7 protein-coding genes are annotated in these 6,094 nt (G+C 68.5%); 3 read left to right on the top strand and 4 right to left on the bottom strand.

Annotated elements, in window-relative coordinates:
* Positions 1-83 precede the first annotated feature (83 nt).
* The 3 genes from rsmA to D183_RS0101105 all read left to right on the top strand — a co-directional run bounded on the left by rsmA (position 84) and on the right by D183_RS0101105 (position 2,518).
* Entirely contained in the window at positions 84-878 is a 795-nt protein-coding gene (rsmA, locus tag D183_RS0101115; protein ID WP_026144083.1) for a 16S rRNA (adenine(1518)-N(6)/adenine(1519)-N(6))-dimethyltransferase RsmA, read from the top strand.
* Between the two features lie 333 nt (positions 879-1,211).
* Positions 1,212-1,595 (top strand): Co2+/Mg2+ efflux protein ApaG, encoded by a 384-nt coding sequence (gene apaG, locus D183_RS0101110; protein WP_010340000.1) that lies wholly within the window; start codon positions 1,212-1,214, stop codon positions 1,593-1,595.
* The gene (locus D183_RS0101105; protein WP_017907355.1) at positions 1,595-2,518 is read left to right on the top strand and encodes a symmetrical bis(5'-nucleosyl)-tetraphosphatase; all 924 of its coding nucleotides are present in this window, start codon (positions 1,595-1,597) and stop codon (positions 2,516-2,518) included. Before apaG ends, D183_RS0101105 begins: the two co-directional genes overlap by 1 nt.
* 130 nt (positions 2,519-2,648) lie before the next feature.
* Here D183_RS0101105 and D183_RS0101100 read toward each other — a convergent pair whose 3' ends face one another.
* The 4 genes from D183_RS0101100 to D183_RS0101085 all read right to left on the bottom strand — a co-directional run bounded on the left by D183_RS0101100 (position 2,649) and on the right by D183_RS0101085 (position 6,039).
* Positions 2,649-3,155, bottom strand: coding sequence for a dihydrofolate reductase (locus tag D183_RS0101100; RefSeq protein ID WP_026144082.1), 507 nt, complete (start codon positions 3,153-3,155; stop codon positions 2,649-2,651).
* An 89-nt stretch (positions 3,156-3,244) separates the two neighbouring features.
* Positions 3,245-4,039 (bottom strand): thymidylate synthase, encoded by a 795-nt coding sequence (locus D183_RS0101095; protein WP_026144081.1) that lies wholly within the window; start codon positions 4,037-4,039, stop codon positions 3,245-3,247.
* The gene (gene lgt / locus D183_RS0101090; RefSeq protein WP_017907352.1) at positions 4,036-4,944 is read right to left on the bottom strand and encodes a prolipoprotein diacylglyceryl transferase; all 909 of its coding nucleotides are present in this window, start codon (positions 4,942-4,944) and stop codon (positions 4,036-4,038) included. The genes D183_RS0101095 and lgt overlap by 4 nt, the downstream gene beginning before the upstream one ends.
* A gap of 603 nt (positions 4,945-5,547) precedes the next feature.
* Positions 5,548-6,039: a TPM domain-containing protein gene (locus D183_RS0101085; RefSeq protein ID WP_017907351.1), complete on the bottom strand. Its 492-nt coding sequence runs from the start codon at positions 6,037-6,039 to the stop codon at positions 5,548-5,550.
* Positions 6,040-6,094: the final 55 nt, after the last annotated feature.

Below are 6,094 nucleotides of genomic sequence, written 5' to 3'. Positions count from 1 at the left end.
GGGCCTTGCCTGCTAGGGGGCAAGACGGTATCTGCGTCGCTGCAAGCGCGCGCCGCCCCGTGCATGCCGATAAAATGCCGGCCATGACTTCCTCTTCCGGCTTCGGCGCCCCGGCCAAGAAATCCCTTGGCCAGCACTTCCTCAGCGATCGCCACTACATCGACAGCATCGTCCGCGCGGTCGATCCCAAGCCGGGCGACCGGCTGGTGGAGATCGGTCCCGGCCAGGGTGCGATCACCTTCCCGCTGCTGCGCCGGCATGGCCGGCTGACCGTGATCGAATTCGACCGCGACCTGATCGCGCCACTGACCGCGGCGGCGGCCGACGTCGGCGAACTGACCATCCTCAACCGCGACGTGCTGTCGGTGGATTTCGCCGCCCTGGCCGAGGGCGCGCGCATCCGCCTGGTCGGCAACCTGCCCTACAACATCTCCTCGCCGATCCTGTTCCATGCGCTGGACCACGCCGCAGCGATCGCCGACATGCACTTCATGCTGCAGAAGGAAGTGGTCGACCGCATGGCCGCCGACCCGGGCAGCAAGGTCTACGGCCGGCTCAGCGTGATGCTGCAGGCGTACTGCGAGGTGACCTCGCTGTTCGTGGTGCCGCCGGGCGCGTTCCGGCCGCCGCCGAAGGTGGATTCGGCCGTAGTGCGGCTGGTGCCGCGGCCGCCGCAGACGGTGGGCATCACCGATCCCAAGCGCTTCGCCGACGTGGTCCGCGCCGCGTTCGGGCAGCGCCGCAAGACCCTGCGCAACGCCTTGAACGGCGTCTGCGATGCCGCCCAGTTCGAGGCCGCGGGCGTGCGTCCGGACGCGCGCGCCGAGCAGCTCGAGGTCGGCGACTTCGTGCGCCTGGCCAACATCGCGCACGCCTGAGCGGACGTCCCGCGCGGCGCGCGCATGCATGCGTGGTGCGAACCTCTGCGCACGCGTTGCTCCGCTCCTTGCATGTCGGCGCAGGCGTCGCCGACCTGCGCCGTAGACATGGTGATGACGGCACCGCCTCGACACCGCAACTTGACAAGCCGCACAGCACAGACCGCCACCGCGAACGACGGCACTCCTGCGCACTGCCCGCGGCAACAACAGGCCCGCACGGGTGGCGCGCGCAGGCGGCAGCCAGGGCCACTGCCACGCGCCAGCGACCTCGCGATGGAAACCGCTGACGCATCTCGCCTCAAACGGCAAAACACGCTCTAAACTGTGGGGATGAACGATGACGCCCCCTATCGGATCGAGGTCGAAGTGTCGCCCCGATTCCTCGACGACCAATCGGCGCCGGAGGACGGACGCTACACGTTCGCCTACACGATCCGCATCCACAACCGCGGCCGCGTCGCCGCGCGCCTGATCGCCCGCCACTGGGAGATCACCGACGGCAACGGCCGCATCGAACGCGTCGACGGCGACGGCGTGGTCGGCGAACAGCCGCGGCTGCGCCCGGGCGAGGATTTCCGCTACACCTCCGGGCTGGTACTGGAAACCGAGCACGGCACGATGCGCGGCCACTACGACATGGAAGCCGACGACGGCACCCATTTCATCGCCGCGATCGCGCCGTTCGTGCTGTCCGTCCCGCGGACCCTGCACTGATGGCGGTCTGGGCGATCGGCGACCTGCAGGGTTGCTACGACATCACCCAGCAGTTGCTGGAGAAGATCCGCTTCGATCCGGCGGTGGATCGGCTGTGGTTCTGCGGCGACCTGGTCAACCGCGGCGGGCAATCGCTGGAGACCCTGCGCCTGGTGCACTCGCTGCGCGAGCACAGCGTGGTGGTGCTGGGCAACCACGATCTGTCGCTGCTGGCGATCGGCGAGCGCAGCCCGGACGAACAGCGCAAGGTCAATCCGGACCTGCAACGCATCGTGCTGGCCGAGGATCGCGACGAACTGCTGACCTGGCTGCGCATGCAGAAACTGCTGCACGCCGACCGCCAGCTCGGCTGGATGATGATCCACGCCGGCCTGGCACCGAAGTGGACCACCGCGCTGGCCGAGAAGCACGCGCGCGAGGTGGAGCAGCAACTGCACGGCAACGGCTACCGCAAGCTGTTCCGCAACATGTACGGCGACCGCCCGGCCTGGTCGCCGGGCCTGACCGGCTACGACCGCTCGCGCGCGATCATCAACCTGTTCACCCGCGCCCGCTACTGCACCCCGCGCGGGCGCATCGCGATCGAGGAAAAGGGCACGCCCGGCACCCAGGCGCAGGGCCTGTATCCGTGGTTCGAGGTGCCGGGGCGGGTCGAGCGCGACCTGAAGATCGTCTGCGGACACTGGTCGACGCTGGGCCTGACCATCACCCAGGGCGTGCACGCGATCGACACCGGCGCGGTCTGGGGCGGCAAACTCACCGCCCTGCGCCTGGACAGCGAGGACCTGCAGGTCGTGCAGGTCCCCGGCCGCCCAGTGCAGGGACCGCCGCCGGCAGCGCGCACCGCCACGCCGCGGCGGCGCAGCGCGCCGAACCGTGGACAACCGGCGCCGACTGCCTCTGCTGCGCCCGAGCAGGAATAGGTCTAACGCGAGACGTTGCGGTTTCGCAGGAGCGGCTTCAGCCGCGACAGGCGTTCCCGGGAATGCGTGTCGCGGCTAGCTGCTCCTAACAATCCCGGCATGTGCGCCGGCAATCCGCCACAGCCACTGCTTACACCGCGCCCGCCCGGCGCCGGTAATCCACGAATTCGAAGGCCAGCGCATGCCGCGCATCCGCCGGATGCGCTTGCCGCGCCACCACCTCCCATTGCGCCGGATCGAACGCGGGGAAATGCGCATCGGCGCCGTCGACCACGGTGTCGACATGGGTGAGGTACAACACGTCGGCCAGCGGCAGGGTCAGGGCGAAGATGTCGCCACCGCCGATCACCGACAGCTCCGCAGCGCCGGCCGCGCGCGCCGCGTCGATCGCCGCCTGCAGCGACGCCACCGCCTGCATGTCCGCGAATGGCACCTGCCCGGAACGGGTCATCACCAGGTTCAAGCGCCCGGGCAACGCGCGCCCCAGCGACTGCGCGGTCTTGCGCCCCATCAACACCGGCTTGCCCAGGGTCAGCGCCTTGAACCGCTTCAGATCGTCCGGCAGGCGCCACGGCAAGTCGTTGTCGCGACCGATCGCATTGGCCCGATCCAGCGCCGCGATCAGGCTCAACTGCAGCGAGGTGCGCGTAGACGGCTCCAAATCCGTCCCCGCCGCCACTGCCGCCTTTTCCGATTCCCCATTCTCCATTCCCCGCTCCCCGCCACTCACACCGCCACCGGCGCCTTGATCGCCGGGTGCGGGTCGTAGCCCTCGATGGCGATGTCGTCGTAGGTGAAGGCGAACAGATCGGTCACCGCCGGATTCAGCCGCAGCTGCGGCAGCGGCCGCGGCGTGCGTGCCAGCTGTTCGCGCGCCTGTTCGAAGTGGTTGGAATACAGATGCGCATCGCCCAGCGTATGCACGAAATCGCCCACGCCCAGGCCGGTGGCCTGCGCCACCATGTGGGTCAGCAGCGCATAGCTGGCGATGTTGAACGGCACGCCCAGGAAAATGTCGCCGCTGCGCTGGTACAGCTGGCAGCTGAGCTTGCCGTCGACCACATAGAACTGGAACAGGCTGTGGCAGGGCATCAGCGCCATCTGCGGCAACTCGGCCACGTTCCAGGCGCTGATCACCAGCCGGCGCGAATCCGGATTGCGCTTGATCTCGTCCACCAGCCACTGCATCTGGTCGATCTCGCGACCGTCGGCACCGGTCCAGCGCCGCCACTGCTTGCCGTACACCGGGCCGAGTTCGCCCTGCGCGTCGGCCCACTCGTCCCAGATGCTGACCTTGTTGTCCTTGAGATAGGCGATGTTGGTCTCGCCCTTCAGGAACCACAGCAACTCGTGCACGATCGAGCGCAGGTGCAGCTTCTTGGTGGTGACCAGCGGGAAGCCGTCGTTGAGATCGAAGCGCATCTGCCAGCCGAACACGCTGCGCGTGCCGGTGCCGGTGCGGTCGGATTTCTCCGCGCCGCGCTCCAGCACGTGCTGCAGCAATTCCAGGTACTGCTTCACTTGCTCGCCTCCGGCGGCGGCACCGGCTGCAACACCGGCGCGCTGCGCGAGCGCCACAGCAGGAACAGGCCGAGCAGGATCAGCGGGATGCTCAACTGCTGGCCGCGGGTCAGCCAATGGAATGCCAGGTAGCCGAGCTGCGCATCCGGTACCCGCACGAATTCCACGGCGAAGCGGAACACGCCATAGAGCAGCGCGAACAAGCCGGACACCGCATAGCGCGCGCGCGGCTTCATCGAGAACGTCCACAGCACCACGAACATCACCAATCCTTCCAGCGCCGCTTCGTACAGTTGCGACGGATGGCGGGCATAGCGATCGAGCATGCCGGCGGCGTACTGCTGCTGCAATTGCGCGCTGCTCATCAAGCTCTCCAGCGCTGGCGCGTTGGCCACCCCGTCGGTCGCCGGCGCGTGCGGGAAGATCACGCCCCAGCCGGCGTGGGTCAACTTGCCCCACAACTCGCCGCCGACGAAATTGCCGATGCGGCCGAAGCCCAGACCCAGCGGCACCAGCGGCGCGATGAAATCGACGGTGTCGAAGAAATGCAGGCGCGCCTTGCGCGTCCACCACAGGCAGGCCGCCAGCACGCCCAGCAGGCCGCCGTGGAAGCTCATGCCGCCGTCCCACACCTTGAAGATCAGCAGCGGGTCGGCCAGGAAATCGGATAGCGCGTAGAACAGCATGTAGCCGATGCGCCCGCCCAGCACCACGCCGAGCATCGCGTAGAACAGCAGATCGGAGAAGCCGTCCTCGTTCACCCCGGGCAGGCGCCCGGCGCGGATGCGGCGGCGGCCCAGCCACCAGGCCGAGATGAAGCCGGCCAGATACATCAGCCCGTACCAATGCACCTTCACCGGCCCGAACGAGAAGGCGATGGGATCGATCTGGTGGAGATAGGTCATGCGCAAACGTCGGCCGGGGGCAAAGAGTGCCTATTCTGCCACCGACTCCGCTGCTTGCCGCGCCTACGGACGGCGCAGCGGGGTAGCGCTTCATCTGCTGGCAGGCGCACGCGTCTGCCACTGACTCCGCTCCTTGCCGCGCCTACGGACGGCGCAGCGGGGTAGCGCTTCATCTGCTGTCAGGCGCGCGCGTCTGCTACTGACTCCGCTAATTGCCGCGCCTGCGGACGGCGCAGCGGGGTGGCGCTTCATCTGCTGGCAGGCCCACGAACCTGCCACCGACCGACCCCAAGAAATATGCTCAGCCCAGCCGCCACGTGCCCCTCGTTGCTTGTGGTAGCGGCCCATGTGGCCTCCAGGCCATCAGCGGCAACGAGCAGAGCCATCGGGTTCACTCCGGCGCTATCGCGTCGGGACTGAAGTCCCTCCCACCACACCACCCGTCGCACCCATGCAGGAGCGGCATCGCCCTGATGTGGGAGCGGCTTCAGCCGCGACGAGCAGAGCCATCAGGCCCCAGCCCGGCACTCTCGCCTAGGGACCGAAGTCCCTTCCACAACACCGCCGCCTCTGCTGGCAGCGCAAACCACCACAGCAGCACACTCAATCCAGTACATGCGGCAGATTCGGCAGTTCGTTCTCGCCCGGCTGGCCCGGCTGCGCCGGGAAGTGCGCGGCCAGCAACGCGGACACCGCGCCGACGCCGGCGATCACCGCCTGTTCGGGTTGGCCCGCACGCATGTCGCGCTCGATCAGCGCGCAGACCTGGCGCCATTGTGCGGCGTCCACCCGCCCGTGCAGTCCACGGTCGGCGACGATCTCGATGTGGTGATCGGCCAGCAGCAGATAGATCAGCACGCCGTTGTTGGCCTCGGTATCCCAGGTGCGCAACTGTGCGAACGCGTGCTCGGCGCGCAGCCGCGGGGCCATGCCGCGCAGCACCTGCGCCGGTGCCAGCCCCGATTCCACCGCGAACATCACCTGCCCGCGGTGCAGGCGCTCGCCCTCGGCGATCGCCGCGCCGATGCGCTCCAGGCTGGCCGCCGGGAACAGGCGCTGTGCGGACGGCGCGAACAGGTGCCGGAGCAGGCGCATCACCAGCTCCCCGAGGCGCCACCGCCTCCGGAACTGCCGCCACCACCGCCCCAGC

This window comes from Xanthomonas sp. SHU 199, from assembly GCF_000364665.1.
Taxonomy (GTDB): Bacteria; Pseudomonadota; Gammaproteobacteria; order Xanthomonadales; family Xanthomonadaceae; genus Xanthomonas_A; species Xanthomonas_A sontii.
This window is presented reverse-complemented; position numbering and strand designations above follow the sequence as displayed.